The 17,497-nt window shown below is 69.3% G+C and carries 14 protein-coding genes and 2 pseudogenes; 9 read left to right on the top strand and 7 right to left on the bottom strand.

The features are described 5' to 3' along the window. Positions 1 to 138: 138 nt before the first annotated feature. Together ACZ66S_RS39340 and ACZ66S_RS39345 are read right to left on the bottom strand one after the other, a co-directional pair. Positions 139 to 1,161 carry a LacI family DNA-binding transcriptional regulator gene (locus ACZ66S_RS39340; RefSeq protein WP_469906381.1) on the bottom strand — a complete coding sequence of 341 codons (1,023 nt, stop codon included), beginning with the start codon at positions 1,159 to 1,161 and terminating at the stop codon, positions 139 to 141. Positions 1,162 to 2,060: 899 nt separating this feature from the next. Continuing rightward, positions 2,061 to 2,174 (bottom strand): annotated as a pseudogene (locus tag ACZ66S_RS39345) (IS5 family transposase); the annotation flags it as partial. 352 nt (positions 2,175 to 2,526) lie between these two features. Here ACZ66S_RS39345 and ACZ66S_RS39350 point away from each other — a divergent pair. Beyond that, positions 2,527 to 2,709, top strand: a pseudogene (locus tag ACZ66S_RS39350) (OB-fold nucleic acid binding domain-containing protein); the annotation flags it as partial. 204 nt (positions 2,710 to 2,913) lie between these two features. Here the strand turns inward: ACZ66S_RS39350 and ACZ66S_RS39355 are convergent. Beyond that, positions 2,914 to 3,747 (bottom strand): helix-turn-helix transcriptional regulator, encoded by an 834-nt coding sequence (locus ACZ66S_RS39355; RefSeq protein WP_469906382.1) that lies wholly within the window; start codon positions 3,745 to 3,747, stop codon positions 2,914 to 2,916. A gap of 149 nt (positions 3,748 to 3,896) precedes the next feature. On the opposite strand from ACZ66S_RS39355, the gene ACZ66S_RS39360 reads away from it, so the two are divergent. Continuing rightward, positions 3,897 to 4,640, top strand: coding sequence for an SDR family oxidoreductase (locus ACZ66S_RS39360; RefSeq protein WP_469906399.1), 744 nt, complete (start codon positions 3,897 to 3,899; stop codon positions 4,638 to 4,640). Between the two features lie 850 nt (positions 4,641 to 5,490). On the opposite strand, the gene ACZ66S_RS39365 is transcribed toward ACZ66S_RS39360, so the two are convergent. Both ACZ66S_RS39365 and ACZ66S_RS39370 read right to left on the bottom strand, forming a co-directional pair. Then, entirely contained in the window at positions 5,491 to 5,748 is a 258-nt protein-coding gene (locus ACZ66S_RS39365; protein ID WP_469906383.1) for a DUF2630 family protein, read from the bottom strand. Positions 5,749 to 6,287: 539 nt separating this feature from the next. Then, complete coding sequence (locus tag ACZ66S_RS39370) at positions 6,288 to 6,473, bottom strand: hypothetical protein (protein WP_469906384.1); 186 nt, start codon at positions 6,471 to 6,473, stop codon at positions 6,288 to 6,290. A 299-nt stretch (positions 6,474 to 6,772) separates the two neighbouring features. On the opposite strand from ACZ66S_RS39370, the gene ACZ66S_RS39375 reads away from it, so the two are divergent. The 3 genes from ACZ66S_RS39375 to ACZ66S_RS39385 all read left to right on the top strand — a co-directional run bounded on the left by ACZ66S_RS39375 (position 6,773) and on the right by ACZ66S_RS39385 (position 8,963). Continuing rightward, positions 6,773 to 7,186: a GlcG/HbpS family heme-binding protein gene (locus tag ACZ66S_RS39375; protein WP_469906385.1), complete on the top strand. Its 414-nt coding sequence runs from the start codon at positions 6,773 to 6,775 to the stop codon at positions 7,184 to 7,186. A gap of 84 nt (positions 7,187 to 7,270) precedes the next feature. After that, positions 7,271 to 8,053 (top strand): aldo/keto reductase, encoded by a 783-nt coding sequence (locus ACZ66S_RS39380; RefSeq protein WP_469906400.1) that lies wholly within the window; start codon positions 7,271 to 7,273, stop codon positions 8,051 to 8,053. Positions 8,054 to 8,168: 115 nt separating this feature from the next. Beyond that, entirely contained in the window at positions 8,169 to 8,963 is a 795-nt protein-coding gene (locus ACZ66S_RS39385) for an SDR family NAD(P)-dependent oxidoreductase (RefSeq protein ID WP_469906386.1), read from the top strand. A 918-nt stretch (positions 8,964 to 9,881) separates the two neighbouring features. Here ACZ66S_RS39385 and ACZ66S_RS39390 read toward each other — a convergent pair. After that, the gene (locus ACZ66S_RS39390; RefSeq protein ID WP_469906387.1) at positions 9,882 to 10,220 is read right to left on the bottom strand and encodes a hypothetical protein; all 339 of its coding nucleotides are present in this window, start codon (positions 10,218 to 10,220) and stop codon (positions 9,882 to 9,884) included. Positions 10,221 to 11,161: 941 nt separating this feature from the next. Between ACZ66S_RS39390 and ACZ66S_RS39395 the strand changes: the two genes are divergently transcribed. Further along, positions 11,162 to 12,346, top strand: a complete 1,185-nt coding sequence (locus tag ACZ66S_RS39395; RefSeq protein WP_469906388.1) for a beta-ketoacyl-[acyl-carrier-protein] synthase family protein — start codon at positions 11,162 to 11,164, stop codon at positions 12,344 to 12,346. A gap of 167 nt (positions 12,347 to 12,513) precedes the next feature. Here ACZ66S_RS39395 and ACZ66S_RS39400 read toward each other — a convergent pair whose 3' ends face one another. Further along, the gene (locus ACZ66S_RS39400; RefSeq protein ID WP_469906389.1) at positions 12,514 to 14,676 is read right to left on the bottom strand and encodes an ATP-binding SpoIIE family protein phosphatase; all 2,163 of its coding nucleotides are present in this window, start codon (positions 14,674 to 14,676) and stop codon (positions 12,514 to 12,516) included. A 550-nt stretch (positions 14,677 to 15,226) separates the two neighbouring features. Between ACZ66S_RS39400 and ACZ66S_RS39405 the strand changes: the two genes are divergently transcribed. The 3 genes from ACZ66S_RS39405 to ACZ66S_RS39415 form a co-directional block, all read left to right on the top strand. Continuing rightward, entirely contained in the window at positions 15,227 to 15,571 is a 345-nt protein-coding gene (locus ACZ66S_RS39405) for a hypothetical protein (protein ID WP_469906390.1), read from the top strand. A 57-nt stretch (positions 15,572 to 15,628) separates the two neighbouring features. After that, positions 15,629 to 15,841, top strand: coding sequence for a hypothetical protein (locus tag ACZ66S_RS39410; protein WP_469906391.1), 213 nt, complete (start codon positions 15,629 to 15,631; stop codon positions 15,839 to 15,841). 648 nt (positions 15,842 to 16,489) lie between these two features. After that, the coding region (locus tag ACZ66S_RS39415) for a glycosyltransferase family 2 protein (RefSeq protein ID WP_469906392.1) at positions 16,490 to 17,497 on the top strand (1,008 nt) is incomplete at its 3' end.

Genomic DNA, 17,497 nt, shown 5'->3' on the forward strand with positions numbered 1-17,497 from the left:
CCCTGACAACCCTGTGCGCGCACATGCGTCGAATGGATTTCGAAGGCGCAGGTCAGGCAGACACGTCGCAACCTTTCGCTGAGCGAGGGGGGTTGGGAGCGCTCCCGAAACTTTCGGCCGGCCCCTTCCCCGCGGCCCTCAGGCCGAGCCGCGCACCACCAGCCGGGTGCGCAAGATGACATGGCGCCAGGCGACTTCAGGCTGTTCCATCTCCTCCATCAGCAGCCGCACCATGGTCCGCCCGATCTCCTCCAGCGGCTGCTGGACCGTCGTCAGCGACGGCTCGGTGTGCTGGGCGAGCGGGAAGTCATCGAAGCCGATCACCGCGACGTCCTCGGGCACCCGGCGGCCGGCCGCCTGCAGCACCTCGAGCGCCGCGGCGGCCATGGTGTCCGAGGCGGCGAAAACGGCATCCACGTCCGGGTGCCGGGCGAGGAGTTCGGCCGTCGCCCGTCGCCCGCTGTCCTCGGTGAAGTCGCCCTCGACGACCAACGAGGGAACGGCTTCCACACCGGCTGCGGCCAGCGCCTCACGGTACCCGCGCAGCCGGCACTGGGTGACGTACATGTCGAGCGGTCCGGTGACGGCGGCGATCCTCCGGCGCCCCCCGCGCAGAAGGTGCTCGACTGCGCCGCGGGCGCCACCCACGTTGTCCGCGTCGACGTAGGTGACGTGCTCGTCGCCCGAGCGGCGACCGAGCAGCACCGTGGGAAGTCCGGCCTCGGCGAGCAAGTCCGGCAGCCGGTCCTCGGCTCGAACGGACATGAGCAGCACCCCGTCCACCCGCCCACCGCGCGCAAACTCGACGAAACGCTGCCGCTCGATGTCCGTGCGAACCAGGGTGAGCAGCAACTGCACCGAGGTGTCGGCGAGGGCGTCGCCGACCGAGCGGATGATCTCCGAGAAGAAGGGTTCCCCGAACTGCCGCCAGTCCTGTTCGGTCAGCGCCAACGCCACCGCGTCGGCGCGCCGCCCGGCCAGGGAACGTGCTGCCAGGTTGGGCACGTAGCCCAGTTCGTCGATGGCCCGCTCGACGGCCCGACGCGTGGACTCCTTCACGCCCGCCGCGTTGTTGACGACCCGCGAGACGGTGCCGCGCCCGACACCGGCGAGAGCCGCGACTTCCTCCAACGTCGGCGAGCCAGGGCGCTGCTTGCCCATAACCACCCCCAGGGCACCCGATCTTAGGGGCCGCGCCCCGATGTGATCGCACGCCCCGGAGGATCAGCCGGAGTGCTGGTCCCGCAGCTCGGTTTTGCGCATCTTTCCAGACACGGCCAACTCGGGCTCTCCCCCTGCACATTCACCCGCTGCTGAGGATACCGACGTGAGCATCTCCGCCGACCGCCCGTGCACGGCGCCGCTCTCGCAGATCTGTTCCGGGCGGCGGCCGCGATGATGTGGTGGCTCCCCCTGCGGGCTGTTCGGACGTCCAGGGCCAGGCTGCTGGCACCGAACCGGTTGCGGACCGGTTCCAGCCAAGTGCGTTGCGGCGGGGTTGGGCGGCGGCAGCATGCAGTCCGTGTCCTGGTAGACGGCGGGGGCCAGCCGGTTTCCGCCGGGTCGGCGGCGTAGGGGGTGACGAAGGTCTGCGGCGTGTAGATCCCAGACGGTTGCACCGTGACGGCTCCTCGCTGTCGGCCGCCCTCTCCGCCGGTGCACCGGCTGCCGCAGTAGAGGTATTTCGGAGTTGAGTCCCTACAGTCCCTACTGGGTGCGTGCAAAACCTGCTGACCTGCACAAAAACGGCACCCTCACGCTGGCCGCCACCGACCGCTACCGGTTCACCATGCGCACCATCGCCTGGAAGACTGTGACCTCACCGCCGCGCCAACGGACACCCCCCTCGATCCACGAAGGAGACCTCGACGACCCCGCTCGCGCCGGTCCTCCTCTGAAACCAACCCAGGCGGCCACCCCAGCACATCAATGTGAGCCTGCTCCCGCCCGACCATCTGCTCAGCAATCAGGCTGGCCGCCAGCTCCGGGCCGGTCGCCTTCGAGGTCGCTTGCTCCTGTTGTTTCACCCTGGAATCTGCTGTTTGCCTCTGCGGTTCCGGGTCGCGCCAGGAGATGGTGCTCTCGCTGGTGAGGCGGTGGGCCACGAGGTCGGCCATGGCGATGCGGATCATGGCTTCGGATCGGTGTGGGTGGGTTTCGTAGTCACGGGCCACGGCCGCCTGGCCTGGTTTCGCTCCGGCGCTCTCAACGCCCTGGAGACGGTCCTGCGCTGGCGCACCCTGCCATCCGACCGCGGCGGCCCCTTCGGCACCGCCCTGCCCAGCCTTGAGGAATACGCGCAGGCGGAGGGCGCCGTCCGCCGCCTCCAGGACGCCATCTCCCGGATCACCGGTGAGCCGACGGACCTCGGCAACGTGGACCCAAGTCAGCGGAGAGACAAAGGCTGAACTGCTGTTTCAGGATCGGAGTTGCGCGTGTCCACAGGACGGTGCGCTGACCTGCGCTTGCGGTGTCCAGTCGCCGGCGCGCACCCCGACGGGTCGCCCGTTTGAGGTCTGCCGCCCAGCCGCCCTCGACCTCCTCGGCCGCACCGGCCCCACCCCCGCCCAACCGAACGCATCCCAGCGCACGCTCGCCGACGGCACGGCCGGTACCCGCCTGCACCCCTGTGTCGACCTTGAGCCCGCCGGCACCCGCTCGGCCGACCTGCGCCGGCTCGGCCACCGCAGCCAGGGAAGCGCAGGGTGACCGCGATGAACGGCCGCCGTGTTCTGTGCCTCTCCTTCGAGATGCCATCCGACGCCGACACTGACCTCCAGGAACGGCTGCGCCGCTTGCTTGAGGACTTCACGCCACGCGTGCAGCTACACGAGGCCGACGCCCTCCTCGACCACACCGGAGCGATCCGATGGTGGAAGCGCGACGCCCGCGACAACACCGAACACGTCCAGCTCAGCGGCGGGGCGCGGCCATCGACGCGAGGTAGGCGAGGGCCTGCGCGCTGCGGCTGCCCGGTTCCGCCGACCCCACCAGCAGTTCCTGGCCGGGCGCGGCCCGCACGTCGAAGCTTTCGTAGGTCAGCTCGATGCGTCCGACCTCGGGATGCACGAACACCTTGAACGCCCGGGTGAGACCACCGGCCTTCTGGTCGTCCCACAGGGCGCGGAACTCCGCCGACGCCTCAAGCAGTTCGTGGACGAGTTCCTCGATCTCCGGGACGTCGCTGAAGCGGGCCGCGTTCAGGCGGAGCGCGTACACGGTCGCGCTGGTGACCAACCGCCGGTCCGGGAAGACGTCGCGGGCCCGCGGATGGGTGAAGAGGATCCGCGGCATGCTCGTCTCCCCGTCGAAGGGCTCAAGGAGGGCGTCGGCGATCACGTTGGTGGCCAGAATGTCGAAGGCAGGTCCCAGGACGTAGGACGCGGCGTCGGGGAAGGTGTCGAGCAGGCGCAGCAGGCTGGGATGCACCTGGTCGCGCAGGCTGCCGACCTCGGCCTGGGGGCTCAGCCCTGCGAGCCGGTGCAGGTGGATACGCGCATCGGGGTTCAGTCGCAATGCCCTGCCCAGCGCGCCGACGACCTGCGGCGAGGGGTTGGTCTCCCGGCCCTGTTCCAGTCGCACGTAGTAGTCGGCGCTCATCCCGGCCAGTACAGCGACCTCTTCCCTGCGCAGGCCCTTGACCCTGCGCGTGCCACTGCCGGCGGGGAGCCCGACGTCGGACGGCTCCAGGCGGGCGCGGCACGCGCGGAGGAAGTCTCCGAGGGACTGGGCCAACGCACGGTGCATGAACCCCACGGTACTGCGCGGTTGCCGCGGCAGCCTGGGTGCGCGGCACCCAGGCTGCCGCGGCCTTGTTGAGCACGTGCTCGGCGGGTGGACTGATGCCGGTGGCCATCACCACGGGCCACCTCGTGCACACGAAGGAGATCACTCTCATGCTTGCGTCCACCCCCATGGAGAAGAAGGTCGTCCTGGTCACCGGGGCCAGCAGCGGCATCGGCGAGGCCACGGCCCGTCGCCTGGCCGCCGCGGGCCATCAGGTAATGGCCGGAGCACGTCGTACCGACCGGCTGGCGGAGCTGGCCCGCCAGGTGGGCGCGGCCAACGGTGAACTGGACCACCACGCGCTCGATGTCACACGACGCGACAGCGTCGAGTCGTTCGTCGACGCGGCACTCCACCGGTACGGCCGGATCGACGTGCTGGTGAACAACGCCGGCGTGATGCCGCTGGCACCGATGGCAGATCTCCGCCTCGACGAGTGGGACCGAATGATCGACGTCAATGTGCGCGGCACGCTGTACGGCATCGCCGCCGTACTGCCGAAAATGCGTGAACAGGGCAGCGGGCACATCGTCAACATCGCCTCGGTGGCCGGCCACCGCGTGGATCCGACCGCGGCAGTGTACTGCGCCACCAAGTACGCGGTGCGCGCCCTCTCAGAAGGGCTGCGCCAGGAAAGCCGCGACATCCGCGTCACGGTCATCAGCCCCGGATTCACCGAGAGCGAGCTGCTGGACCGGGGCGGCGCCATCCAGGCGCAGGCGGCGGCGCGCACCGCCGCGCAGCAACTCGCCATCCCCGCGTCCGCCGTCGCCGAGGCGATCAGCTACGCCCTCGATCAGCCGGCCACCGTGGACGTCAACGAAATCGTGATCCGCCCCACCGCACAGGGCTGACCCCCAGTCGACCGATGCCCCCTCCACTACCAGCAAACGTGGCCGACGTCTAAACAGCCCCAGTCGGCCCGCCCGGTCGAACAGGCCAGGCGAGACCGACTCCAACGGCACGACCGCCGCCGCCCCCACAGACGAAACGGTGTGCCTGACCGGTCGCAGCACCACACCGGATACCGGACCCCGGTCAGTTCCGGCGAGAAGTCCCACAATTCGGGTTGTGTGTGGCCTCGTCGCGTGTCTCAGCTAAGGAACGCACCGTCGTCGGGCGACCTTTGCTCTGCAGAAAGCCGCTGGGACCGTGGTGCTGACCGCCGGCCACTGACACGTCGGTGCCAGCCCGCACCTGCCGAAGGACCCCGAGTTCGCCTTGGGCACGACGAGCCGGCGCCGACTGCGGGACTGGCACGAAGGCCCGCGTCTGGCAGCGGCTCCACGAGGTCGTGCTCGCCGAACTCTACGCAGCATCACGACTGAACTGGTTCTGCTGCGTGGTCGACTCCTCTCAGGGCCCTGCAAGGGGCAGCACACCGCCCCCCTCCGACACTTGCACACCGCATGCCTGGACACATCGATCCCCTGGCCCACCAGGCAAGCGTCACGGTCCCTTCGTAACCCGTCCATCACCCAAGTAGTGAGCTGCGGGCGGCTGCGACAAACTGCGCCCCGCAAGTCGAGAGCGTCACGGCCAAGGAGCCCCCCTGGGGACTCCACCGATGTCGAGTTCATCGCCACGACGGGCCTCCACCCGCGACGGAGGATACTGCCGGGTCGGCACCGGACTGACGGAGGACAGGCTTCTGGCGCTGGGGTGCGGCCTCGCTGCGCCGGGCAAGACCGCCGCACCCTGTGCTCAGCCCAGGTAGCCTTCCACCTCGTCTGCAGGGCGCACGTGCGCCTCGTCGGGATTCTGGCCGAACTCCGACTTGGCACGCCTCTGCCGCAGCAAGTCCCAGCACTGATCGAGCTGCACTTCCACCGACTTGAGGCGGCTACGCTCCTCCTGATCAAGACCGTGTTCCGTGAGGGACCGGGAGCGCAGCTCATGCTCCTCAGCCACGAGGTCGTCGATCGCCTTGAAGATGCTCGTATCACCCTGTGAGCTCGTCATGTGTTTCCCTTCAGGTCACGCCTGCGGCCAAGTGTGGCACGGGGGACTCAGTTGCTCCGAGGCACGCGGCCGCAGGAAATTGTTGACATTTACGCCAGGAGACGGCCGGCTACGGCACGTCGCTGAGGCCGCCGGCCCCTCTCTGCCTGCACTGAGGCAGTCCCCAATGGCGATTGCCCGCGTCTGGTGACGCGGTGGTAACGGGCAGGGAAGGAGTTGGGCGGCCGCCACTTCTGGTGCTCTGATGGACTGGTTGCCCCGGACCCCGGCATCGACAACATGACCCAGGTGCTCGTCGGCCTGCTCAACGCCGGTGACTTCCCGCAGCTTCTCCGGCCACTCGAGTACGCATGGACGTCGAGCAGGCCGTGGGTCCGCTCGTTGCAGAGCCGGTGGTCAAAGAACGTGGTGAGCAACCAGACGCCCTCGCCCGAGCGACCGGCGCTTCCCGACGGCACAAGCGTGCTTGGGCCGCCTCGTGCGGAGATCAGATGCCGAGGGGACACTGGGGGCTGCGTGCGCAGAGCCGCAGTCAGGTCCTATCGGGGACTTTGGGAACCGCTCAGCTCCCGGTACGCGGCCATGTCCGCCGTGCCGTCCGCCTCCTCTATGCGGAAGGCGGGCCGACAGGCGAGCGTGTTGCGGTCGCCGAGGAGAGCCAGGATGTTCTGCGGATCGTCCACGGCCCGCACGATGACGGAGCCGTCGAGGTTCACGGCGCTCACCCGAGATGAGCGTGCCGATGCGGCCGACGGGGGTGTCGAAGCGGTCGCCGGGCGCGTAGGCGGCGACCTCGCCGGCCGGACGTCGTGAGCGAGGGAGCCACACCGGCCAGGAGTGCCGGTGCATCCCCGTTCAATATACCCGCGCTTGCAAGTATTGGGCGTCTGCAAATATTGTTGCCCTCGGCAGGCGCAAGCCGCACTTCCCGCCCGAAGGGTTGTGGCCGCGCCTCTTGCACCGTCCGAGGATCCCGCCGGCCGCGACACGCAGCCGTCCATCCCCCACCGTAGGAAAGTGACCCATGAGCACCGCCGTGACCCCACTGACCACAACCGACGCCGAGACCCTCATCGCCGCGGCACGCCGCGCCGCCGACGAGGCGGGTGTGCCCGTCAGCATCACCGTTCTCGATGCCGGAGGGCACCTGCTGGCCTTCCGCCGTGACGAGCGCGCCGTACTCATCTCCGGCGAGACCAGCACCGCCAAGGCCTACACCGCCCTTCAGCTCAACGCCCCCACCGCCGAGGTCTCCGACCTGGTCAAGCCGGAGGGCCCCTTCCACTCGCTGCCCACCGCGTTGAACAAGCCCCTGCTGTTCATCGCGGGCGGAGTGCCCGTCCGCCGCGACGGTCAGCTCGTCGGCGCCCTCGGGCTCGGCGGCGGTGCCCCCGAACAGGACCACGCCTTCGCCCAGACCGCGCTCCAGTCCCTGTGATCCGTGCCGAAGAACACCGACGGCACAACGGAAAGGCTCCTCGTGACTGCCATCCCGAACGTGACGCTCAACAACGGCGTCGTCATGCCCCAGCTCGGCTTCGGCGTCTTCCAGGTTCCTGACGAGGAGACCACCAGCGCCGTCGCCGACGCCCTGGCCGCCGGATACCGCAGCATCGACACCGCCTCGGTCTACGGCAACGAGTGGGGTGTCGGCAAGGCCCTCGCCTCCTCCGGCCTCCCCCGCGAGGACCTCTTCATCACGACCAAGCTGTGGAACGACGACCAGGGCAAGGACAAGGCGCTGGCCGCGTTCGACGCCTCCCTGGAACGGCTCGGTCTCCACCAGGTCGACCTCTACCTGATCCACTGGCCCACCCCTGCCCGTGATCTGTACGTGGAGACCTACCAGGTGCTGGAGGAGATCCTGGCGAGCGGGCGCACCCGGGCCATCGGCGTCTCGAACTTCCGCGTCCCCGACCTGCGGCGGCTCCAGGAGAAGACCGGAGTCACCCCTGCCGTCAACCAGATCGAGCTGCACCCCGCCCTCCAGCAGGACGAGCTGCGCGCCTTCCACGCCGAGCACGGCATCGCCACCGAGGCCTGGAGTCCACTGGCCCAGGGCTCAGTCCTCACCAGCGAGCCGATCGTTCGGATCGCCGGATCGCACGGCGTGTCCCCGGCACAGGTGGTGCTGCGCTGGCACCTGCAGATCGGCAACGTCGTGATCCCGAAGTCCGTCACTCCCGAACGGATCCGGCAGAACCTCGACGTCTTCGGCTTCGAGCTGAGCGACGCCGACATGGACGCCATCGCAGGACTGGACCGCGGGCTGCGCACCGGCCCCGACCCCGCCACCCTGAACTGAACCACCGCCCCCTGCGCCCGCCCCGTCCCCCGTGGCACGGGAACAGGCGCTGGGGGTACCTGCCGTCTACCGGCAGCAACGTACAGCCCCCGCACCCGCGACAAGGAGGACCCTCGTGCACATCGACCTTTCCGGCCGCACCGCCCTGGTCACCGGCTCCACACAGGGCATCGGATACGCCATCGCCGTCGGCCTCGGCCGCGCCGGCGCCCGGGTCGCCGTCAACGGCCGCAGCGCGGAGCGCGTCACAGCCGCGGTGGACCGGGTACGGGTCGACTCCGGAAGCGACGACGTGATCGCTGCCGTAGGCGACCTGACGACGGAAGAGGGCGCTGCGGCCGTACTGGAGGCCGTTCCCTCGGTCGACATCCTGGTCAACAACCTCGGCGTCTTCGGCTCCGCCGCGCCGCTGGAGATCGATGACGCCGAGTGGCGCCGCTACTTCGAGGTGAACGTCCTCTCCGCCATCCGGCTCATCCGCGCCTATCTGCCCGCCATGACGGCACAGGGCTGGGGCCGCGTCCTCAACCTCGCCAGCGACTCGGCCGTGGTCATCCCCGCCGAGATGATCCATTACGGCATGACCAAGACCTCGCTGCTCGCCGTCAGTCGCGGTTTCGCCAAGGAGGCCGCCGGCACGGGCGTGACCGTCAACTCCGTCATCGCCGGCCCGACGCACACGGGCGGCGTCGAAGACTTCGTCCGTGAGTTGGTCGGTGACGAGTCACCCTGGGACGAGGCACAGCGGGAGTTCATGATCAAGCACCGCCCGCAGTCCCTGATCCAGCGCCTCATCGAGCCGGAGGAGATCGCCCACATGGTCGTCTACCTCGCCTCGTCCTACGCGTCAGCGACCACCGGCGGTGCCCTGCGCGTCGACGGCGGCTACGTCGACTCGATCCTGCCCTGAACAAACCGGCAACCGTCGGCACCCGGCTCCAGCGCACCGCTGCGGCCCAGCGTCCGGGCCTTCGATCCACCTCATCCAGCAGTCGCAATGCGTTGGACTCGGGCGGATTCGGTACGGGCTCGTCATGGGCGTGTGATGCCTGTCAGCAGCAGTCGCAGCACACAGCAGAGCAGTGGATGGTCTGCAGCCTGATGCCCTGTTGGCCGACACCCAGGAACCACAGAGCCAGCCTGTCCGGTCGGCGGTCGCGCGCATCGTCTTGCGACCGCGGCCGACCGGACCGCCTGGAGTTGAAGGGCGGACGAGCAGGCGTGCGGGGCAGATCAGTCCACGTCCCATGACCGCCGGCCCCCTACCTCCCGTGAAGGAGCGGAACCGAACGCGTGCGAGTCCCCTGCTTGTGCTGTTCTCGGTTTTGTCGTGGGCGGAGTGGTTCTTGTGCCTCAGTTGCTCTATCCGCCCTTGAGTGCGGCGGAGTTGCGCGCTGTCGGTAGTGCACAAGCCCGTATCGAGTTTGCAACAGGCTCAGGCCCAGCCGACCAATGACGCGCGCTCGGCGATGCTTCAGAGTTGTATCGGGCTGCTGGTGGTCATCGGTGCCGCCGCGACCTGGAGGCAGGTCCAGGTGAGCCGGGAGAGCCAGATCACCGAGCGCCTCACCAGAGCGGTGGATTAGATCGGCAACCAGGACGTCCATGTCCGGATCGGCGGCATCTACGCCCTGGAGCGCATCGCCAAGAACTCTCCCGCTGCACCAGCGCGTGCTCGCCTCCTGATGAGCCCTCGTGGCTGAACACAGCCCTGTTCAGCGATTCCCCAGCTCCGCCCTTCCCCTTCACTGGAGATGACATCGCCCTTCCTGTTTTCTCGTCGCACGCCTGCGAGGACCCCACCAGTGCCGTCTTCGGCATCTGACCGTCAATCGCCGCGCACCGGGATGGGGTCAGTTCTGATGGCCTCTCCGGCCGCTGCTGCTTCCGGGCCGGCCACCTTGTTGAGAATCAGGTCACGAACGGGTGGCGGCAGCGCCCCTGGGATCTGAAGGACGTGCCACTGGCAGCCGGGCACCAGACCGTCGGGCAACACGAACATCTGGCACTGGAACAGCAGCATCAGTGCCGAGAACGCGCCCTTCGACGGCGCCCAGCGGCGATCCCGCAAAGTCTCGATGACGGAGACCCCGGACAGCAGCAGCCTGCCGTGCAGCCACTCCTGTACGGCCTCGCCGAGCTGCCCGGCGTCCAGCTCGCGCTCCACCCGCCGGCACAGATCCAGAGCCCACTCCCGCTCCTGAGCCTCGAGACGAAACCACCGAGTGGCCGTCGATACACCATTCCAGCGGACGTGACCTGACGTGCGAGCGCTACTGCCGTTCGGGAGCGCCATCATGGCGCATGGCCCCACCGAAGCCAGGGCTCACCTCCGTGACCTCACCACCAACTTGCCTGGCACTAGGCGCCGTCACCAACGTCCTGACCCGCAACAGCCAGTCATGGGGAGCTCATCCAAGCACGGCCGCATCCCGAGCTCCGATCCCGATTTCGATCCTCGTCACAATGTGAACCCCAGTTCTGCGGCCCGGACTTCGCCAGCGGTCACGTCCCTGAGGCCATGACTGACCGAAGCTGGACCGGGCGGCCCAGTTCTGGCCGCGGCCCGTGCCGTGGTCGTCGGTCGGCAGGTCGCGCGCAGGCTCGCGCAGATCCGGTTGGGACCGCGGCCGCTGTCGGGGCCCTTCCCCGGCCCATGAGTTCGACGTGCTCCTCGCCCCGCTGCTCGCTTTCCGTACCGGGGGCATTAGCGGCTCGGCGAACTCGTACAACCGCGTTCCAGGACCCGGGACGCCGAGCCGACGGGTGGGGACCCTACGGATCGGCACCACCGACTCCTCGTCGTGGAGGACGGCCAGGCCGTGCTGAGCCGCGGTGGCGGCGATGGCGAGGTCCACCGGTGGCATGTCAGGCAGGCGCGGCACCGCGCCTGCCCCCCTGCGGCAGTGTGCGCCGTCTCACGCATCGCGGGACCTCCCAAGTTGCCCAGATCACAGCGCAAACGACCCTGTGGCATTCATGCTCAAAACAGACACTGATTAATGAACCTCTTCGTACTGTTGTGGACTTGGGTGAATCATTCCCAAGTGGACCATGACGCAGCACCCGTGGCATTTGATCTCACTCCCTGTAGAAAGGCGCCAATTCATGGTCGCTTACCTGTGCCCGCCAGCCGTTATTCACGGCAAGCACACCGTACGAACCCGCCAGATCGTGGACGAAGTGCGCGGTCGGCATCCGAACGCGCCGTGGGCACCGCGGATCGACGGCATCGCGGCCAGTACGGGCATAGAAACCCGTGGCTGGATGCTGCCGTTGGAGGCAGCCGTCACGCCTGGCAGCGGAAGCGGCCTGCCGGCCGCCGCCATCGGGCCGGCCCGAGAGGCGCTGGCCGGTGACGGGTTCACCGAACAGGACGTGGATCGCGTGATCGCCGCCCTTGAGGCGATACCCGCGCCGCAGACCGTCCAGGAGCGTACTGCGCCGGCCTGGTCGGCAGTGCAGTCCTACGGTGAGCGTGCGGCGCGCGGGGCCCTGCAGATCGCCGGGCTGGACGCCGCGGACGTCGACTGTCTGATCACCAGTCACTCCACCACGCCCGCGCTGCCGGGACTCGACGTCTCCCTCGCCAACCAACTCCCGCTCCGGAGCGACGTGCTGCTTCTGTCGGCCACACAGTGGGCCTGTATAGCCGGGACCCGCTCCCTGGCCCTGGCGGCGGATCTCGTGGCCGCGGACCCCGACCGGGTGGTCCTGGTCGTGATCGCGGAGGCACTGAGCACGACCTACCAGCCCGCGGACGACACTCTGGAGTCCTTGATCGTCCGGTTGCTGTTCGCGGACACCGCGGTCGCCGCGGTGGTCACGGGCCGATCGAGGCCCGAGTCGGTGCTGCGGCTGGACGCCGCCTGGCACCACACGCTGCCCGGCACCCAGGACCTGCACCGCCTGGAGACACGGGAGGACGGCACCCACTTCGTGATGGACCGGCGCGGGCCGCGCGCCGTGCAGGAGACGGTCACCGCGATGTGGGAGTGGTTGCGCCTCCGATACCAGGACGACCCCGGTTCCTGGCACCCCGACGTTCTGCTCGCCCACCCCGGCGGGACGCGCGTGCTGGAGTACATGGAGCAGACGATGCCCGACGGATGGCCGACGGGGCTCCTGCACTACAGCCGGGACAGTTACACCAGCGGCAACCGCGGAGGCGCCGCCGTGTTCGACATCATGCGGAGAGCGTACGACGCCGGGCAGAAGGCGGGCAGCCGTGCCGTCCTGTACGCGGCTGCTCCGGGCCTCACGGCAACCGCCCTGGAGGGGGAGTGGCTGTAGCGCGGACTCGCGCGCCTCGTAACGCCGGTGCCACCGCCCGACGAACAGCTCCCGCACCGTCCGGCCAACGCCTCGTCACCCCCCGGCCGCGGCCGCCTTGCCGCCACCCGGCCGAAGCCTCGCCGCCAGCCCGCTGACGCCCCAAAACCCGCCCGGCCGACTCCCCGTCACCGCTCGACCCAAGCCCACACCACCTTCCCGGTGTCCGTCCACCGCACCCCCCACCGGGTGGTGAGCCCATGCACCACGTGCAGGCCACGGCCTGCGTCGTCGAGGAGTCCGCTCGGGCCCAGCCGCGGTCTGCCGTTGCCGGTGTCGCCCACCTCGCACAGCAGCCCGTGACCGGTCCTGATCAGCCGTACGGTGATGGGTCCGCCGCCGAAGCGGACCGCGTTGGCGACCAGTTCATCGACCACCAGCAACACGCTGTCCCTGGGGTGCTCTCCGGTGCCCCACCGTCCCAGCAGCTCGGAGACCAGTGCGCGGGCCCGGGCGGCCGCGTCGCGGCGGGCGGGCAGACGCCACGTCGTGGTGTCCTCCTTGCGGTAACCGATCATGCGGGCGATCAGCAGAGTCACGTCGTCGCGCCGACGTGTCGGCGCCACCGCCGAGACCACGCGTCGAGCGGCCTGCTCCAAGGCGTCCCAGGGGTGCACCGAGGACACGGCGTCCGTCAGCCTGTCGATGCCCTCGTCGATCGACAGGGCCGGATCCTCCACCAGGCCGTCGGTGTAGAGGGCGAGCAACGAGCCCGGGGGCGCAGGGAACGTGTGTACGTCGTACGGCTCCCGCAGCGCGAACTCGGCGCCGAGCCCAGGGTGGGGGTGTATCGCTACCGGGCCGGCGTGGCCGTCCGGGAATACCAGGATCGGGGGAAGGTGGCCGGCACTGGCCACCGCCACGTGATGGCTGACCGGGTCGTACACGGCGATGCAGCAGGTCGACCCGAGGGCGCTGTAACCAGCCGCCAGCCCGGACTCCGCGTCGTCCAGCAGCGACACGGTCTCGTCCAGGTGCTCCAGCACCTCGTCGGGCGCCAGTCCCGCTGACAGCAGCGCGCGGGCCTCCATGCTGAGCTGTCCCATGGTCGCCGCGGCGCCCAGCCCGTGCCCGACGACGTCTCCGACCACCAGCGCGGTACGGCCGTCCGGCAGCGGAAAGCTGTTCACCCAGTCGCCACCGACGCCCGCGCTGTCGGGGGTGGCGGGCTGGTAGACGCTGGCCGTCTGGATGGTGTCGCCGCCGGACCGTGGCAGCAGTCGGCGCTGCAAGGCCAGGACCTGCGTGTGCTCGCGCTGGTGCTGACGGGCCAGGTCCACGTGGTGGGAGGTCCTGGCCACCAGTTCCTGCAGGTCGAACAGCTCGCTGTCCGCGAAGGGGCGGTCCGCCCGCCGCCAGACCTCCGCGACACCCAGGACTACGGGCGGCGGGCCGTCCAGGACCAGCGGTATGCACGCCACGGCCGACGCCTGGTCGCCGGGCACCAGGGCACGCACCAGCCGAGGACTGCCAAGCACCCGCTCGATCGCTTCCCGGTCGGGTATGACGATGGCCTGCGCGGCATCGTCACGCCGTATGGCCTGCGACAGCAGTCGACTCGCATCGCCGGGAAGATCGTCGCCCGGGGGCACGTAGCCGTCGGGCCACGCCCGGTCCGGCACCAGGGCCGCCCGTCGCAGCCGGAGGCGCCCCTGCGGCTGCTCGGTGACCGCCTCGCCCGTCCACACGGCGAAGTCGAGGTCGATGGCTGTCACGTCACCCCAGGCCAGCAGGGACTCCGCCAGCGACTGCGCGGTCTCGCCGATGTCCAACGAGGTGCCGATCGCGGTCTCGGCGGCGTACAGATGCAGCCTCCTGGCCATGGCGATCAGAGAGACGGTCAGGCCCTCCTGGGGCGCTGCGGCGGCCAGGATACTCATCGAGACCACCAGCTCCGACCCGTCGCCGCGTCGCAGGCGCTGGACCCGGGCGACGTGCGGCTCTCCGGTCTCGAGGGCCTGCCGCAGGCGCCGGGTGACCGTGGGTACGTCCGAGGGAGGCAGGAGATCGACGAAGGGGCTTCCGGCCACGGCCTCCACCCCCGCGAAGACCGGGGCGTCCAGATTGCAGCGGGTGATTCTCAGATCCCGGTCCAGATTCACCGCGCCGAGGATTTGCTCCTGACCGGCGGGGGTCGAGGTGTCGGATACGTCTCGGCGGGCGGCTTTGTCCCCCTGCGGGTCGGCGGAACCGGCGGCCGCCGCCGCTCCGTCGACTGGCATGTACTGCCCCAAAGCGCTGCTGACCATGTCGAACGGTGACACAGACGAGGGGCGTGGGGTGGAGTCCATGCGACTCTCTCAACTCGCTCGCCGACCCCGGCACCACGTCGGAGCCGTACCAGAACCCGGGCGACAGAGTCCCGGGATTCTTGACCGCAAACATCATTCAATAACACCCGGGGCCGCTTCGCCTACACCAGCGGGCCGCACGATGACATGGTGGCAGCCCGCGACCAGTCGCCGGCGGTGTTCCTTCGCAGTCGTCCCATGGTCGCCGCCGCTCTGTACCGGCACGCCGTTGAGGCCGATTCGCATGGAGTCGGCGCACCCTGGGTGCGGAGCAGTGGGGCGTAGAACGACAGCGCGGCCCCTCGGCAGTGCGGGAGAAGAGCGGATCGCCTCAGGAGGGCTCCTGCGGTTGACCGCCCCGTCCCGGGCGGGGTGTGCCCGGTGGCGAACCGCGTTGACACAGATGGTCACCGGACGTTGACTGGCAACACGGCGCAGGACCGTGAACGGCAGGGTCGACCGGGCATTTGGCGGCCCTGAGCAGCCGTCGTGAAGGCGAAGGCGACCTCGGACGGTGACCCCATCGCCACGAAAGACGGTGCAGACGACGATGTACGACCAGACACGCGCCCAGCAGCCCGACGACCGGTCCTCGGGCTTCGCGGCGCGCCGCACCCAGGGCCCCGAACCGCTGATCCCGTCCGACGAGCGGGTCAAGATCGTCCGGCACCTCGGGCACGCCGTCAACCACTTCGCCGACACCCCGCGCGAAGCACTGGAAGAGGCCGAGGTCGCCTTCGACGCAGCGGCCGACGCACTGGTGAAGGCCCTCGCAGAACGGCGCCGCGACCTGCGCGAGGGCTGGCAGGACCAGGATGCCGAGACGCGTTCCACCGAACTCCGCCTCGCGCTGCGGGAGTACCGGGAGATCACCGGGCGGCTGCTCCGCGCGTAGGCGACCACGGGCCCCGCCCTCGACGCCGACGGGCGACTGCCCGGCATCGCACCCGGCGTGCTGATGGACGGCGACATCGGCAAGCGGCTCCAACAGCAGAAGCGGCCGGCCATCTGGGCACGGCTCCTGCCCGAGCAGCAGAACCGGCTGACCGTGCTGAGCATCAAGCCGCTTGAGGAGATGTCTCCCGCCCTGGCGGCCAATCGTGCGCCGAAGGGGGCCCAGTCCCCGTGGATTCCTGCAACGCCTTGGGAGCCTGCTGTGCACTGACAGCGGGCTCTCCGCCGTGCTGAGTGCGGTGTGCCGGTGCACTGGAGTGGCGTCGGGTGGCACACCCAGACCAAGTACTCGCTTCCTCCACCTGCCCGTATTGGCTGGCGACCAGAGACGACATATCGCCATTGGGCATGGGGGTGGCTATAGACGGAGGCCAGAAAGAGCAGGAGGAGCTAACGAGAAGGTCGTCAGGGGCGCGATCCGCATCCTCAACGATGCCGGCACCGACCGGCCCGCCTGGTGCGCCTTGGTATCCGCGGCAGACCCCGCCGTCGACCCCGGACAAGCCCTCCTCGACCTCGGCGACACCAGCCGCGCCCACCAGCTCATCAGCTCATCAGCAAAGGCGAGAGCCTGCCCGGGCGGGCATGCAACCGGGGTCCTCGGCCCCCCACGGCCCCCTTGGTCATCGCTCCTGGTCATGCGTGCCCGCACCCCGCAGCGCAGATCGCCGAGCCTGTACCCCAGCCGGGTCAGCACAAGGGGCACCCGCCCGGAAGCTGCGGTACTCATGGATCACGACCCAATACGCGGCCCCGGCGCCGTACTGAAGCCGTACTGAACAGCCTTTGTGAGAGTCGGAACGGAACGTCCAAGCACAACGAGACACGTGGTCCGTCGTCTCGGTCTGGGGGAGCGTTCATGCTCAAGGTGAGCATCGTGGTGCCCGTGTACAACGCGGGCCGTTACATCGACATGTGTGCGCCGTCGCTGTTGCGTCAGACGCTGGGAGAGGACGCGTACGAGATCATCTACGTCGATGACGGCTCGACCGACGGCTCCGCGCAGCGGCTCGACGAGTTGGCCGCCGAGTACGCGCATGTGCGGGTGATCCATCAGGAGAACTCCGGCTGGCCGGGCAAGCCCCGTAACGTCGGGGTGCGGGAGGCGCGCGGGGAGTACGTCCAGTTCGTGGACCAGGACGACGAGCTGACTCCGCAGGCCCTTGAGGTCCTGCACCGCATGGCCGGCCGTAATCACTCGGACATCGTGCTGGGCAAGGTGATCGGCACCATGGCGGGTCCCAGCAACGTCTTCAAACGTACCGTGGAGCGCTGCACGGTCAAGGACGCACCGCTCATGGAGAGCCTGACCCCGCACAAGATGTTCCGCCGTGACTTCCTGCTCGACCACGACCTCAGGTTCCCCGAGGGGCCGGTGCGGCTGGAGGACCAGCTCTTCATGGCCCGCGCCTACGTGCGGGCAAAGACGGTCTCGATCGTCGCCGACCAGCCCTGCTACATCTGGAACCGCCGCGGGGACGGCGGCAACACCAGCAGTCGCGGCTGCACCCCGGAGGACTACTACGGCCATCTGCGCACGGTCGTGGAGGCCATCAAGCAGGACACCCCGCCCGGACCGCTCCAGGACCACCTGCTGCGCCGCTCCTACCGTGTGGAACTCCTGCGCCCGGTGGGCGAACCCCGGGCCCTGCAACGCACCGGCAAGGACCTGGAACGCTACTTCGACGTGGTGCGCCGCATGGCGCTCGAGGCGTATCCGCCCGGGGTCCGCAACGGCCTGCCCGCCCTGACCCGGCTGCGGGCGCACCTGCTGGAGGAGGGACACCTGGACTCCCTCGTCGAACTCGCCCGCCGCACCCGGCGCATCAGGCCCGAGCTCACCGTCGACGACATCCGCTGGCGTGAC

Source organism: Streptomyces sp. NPDC107471 (assembly GCF_055582845.1).

Bases quoted from the DNA above. Each gene is read 5' to 3' on its own strand.
- ACZ66S_RS39340 (WP_469906381.1), bottom strand. From the start codon at position 1,161: ATGGGCAAGCAGCGCCCTGGCTCGCCGACGTTGGAGGAAGTCGCGGCT.
- ACZ66S_RS39355 (WP_469906382.1), bottom strand. From the start codon at position 3,747: ATGCACCGTGCGTTGGCCCAGTCCCTCGGAGACTTCCTCCGCGCGTGC.
- ACZ66S_RS39360 (WP_469906399.1), top strand. From the start codon at position 3,897: ATGCTTGCGTCCACCCCCATGGAGAAGAAGGTCGTCCTGGTCACCGGG.
- ACZ66S_RS39365 (WP_469906383.1), bottom strand. From the start codon at position 5,748: ATGACGAGCTCACAGGGTGATACGAGCATCTTCAAGGCGATCGACGAC.
- ACZ66S_RS39375 (WP_469906385.1), top strand. From the start codon at position 6,773: ATGAGCACCGCCGTGACCCCACTGACCACAACCGACGCCGAGACCCTC.
- ACZ66S_RS39380 (WP_469906400.1), top strand. From the start codon at position 7,271: ATGCCCCAGCTCGGCTTCGGCGTCTTCCAGGTTCCTGACGAGGAGACC.
- ACZ66S_RS39395 (WP_469906388.1), top strand. From the start codon at position 11,162: ATGGTCGCTTACCTGTGCCCGCCAGCCGTTATTCACGGCAAGCACACC.
- ACZ66S_RS39400 (WP_469906389.1), bottom strand. From the start codon at position 14,676: ATGGACTCCACCCCACGCCCCTCGTCTGTGTCACCGTTCGACATGGTC.
- ACZ66S_RS39405 (WP_469906390.1), top strand. From the start codon at position 15,227: ATGTACGACCAGACACGCGCCCAGCAGCCCGACGACCGGTCCTCGGGC.